The 679-nt window shown below is 69.4% G+C and carries 1 protein-coding gene; it reads right to left on the bottom strand.

Features of this window, described 5'->3' with window-relative positions:
* The coding region (locus GUY59_RS47160) for a type I polyketide synthase (protein ID WP_161715161.1) at positions 1–679 on the bottom strand (679 nt) is incomplete at both ends.

Raw genomic sequence — 679 nt, 5'->3', positions numbered from 1 at the left:
GCTGGGTCATCCCGGTCTCGTTCAGCACCCCCTCGGGATCGGCGAACATCACCTCACGCAACGGATGCGGCAACAACGGATCGAACACCCGGCAGATCTCGTCCAACGCCTCGGCGAACACCGGGAACCTCTCGATGAGGGAAGCCCCCATGCCGACCCGCTGACTACCCTGACCGGCGAACAACAACGCCAGCTTCCCAACAGGCGTGATCGCGACGGGGGCCAGTTCCCGAAGAGCGGCCACCAGTTCGTCGCGATCAGCGCCCACGACCACCGCGCGCTGCTCCAGCATCGCCCGGCCTGTCGCCAGCGACCACGCCGTGTCGGCCGGGTCCAGCTCCGGTCGTGCCGTGATCCACGACGCGAGCCGCCCGGCCTGGGCCTCAAGCGCCTCCGGGTTCTTCGCCGACACCAGCAGGGGCACGACCGGCTGCTCGCCGGCGCGTTCCGGCTCCGGCTCCGCGACCGGGCCCTGCTCGATGATCACATGAGCGTTCGTGCCGCTGATCCCGAACGACGACACAGCCGCCCGCCGAGCACGCCCGTTCTCCCGCCACGGCCGCGCCTCGGTCAGCAGCTTCACCGCACCCGCCGACCAGTCCACATGCGGCGACGGCTCATCAGCATGCAACGTCCGCGGCAGCACACCGTTGCGCAGCGCCATGACCATCTTGATCAC

The sequence above is a fragment of the Nonomuraea sp. K271 genome (genome assembly GCF_009908215.1).
Taxonomy (GTDB): Bacteria; Actinomycetota; Actinomycetes; order Streptosporangiales; family Streptosporangiaceae; genus Nonomuraea; species Nonomuraea longispora.
This window is presented reverse-complemented; position numbering and strand designations above follow the sequence as displayed.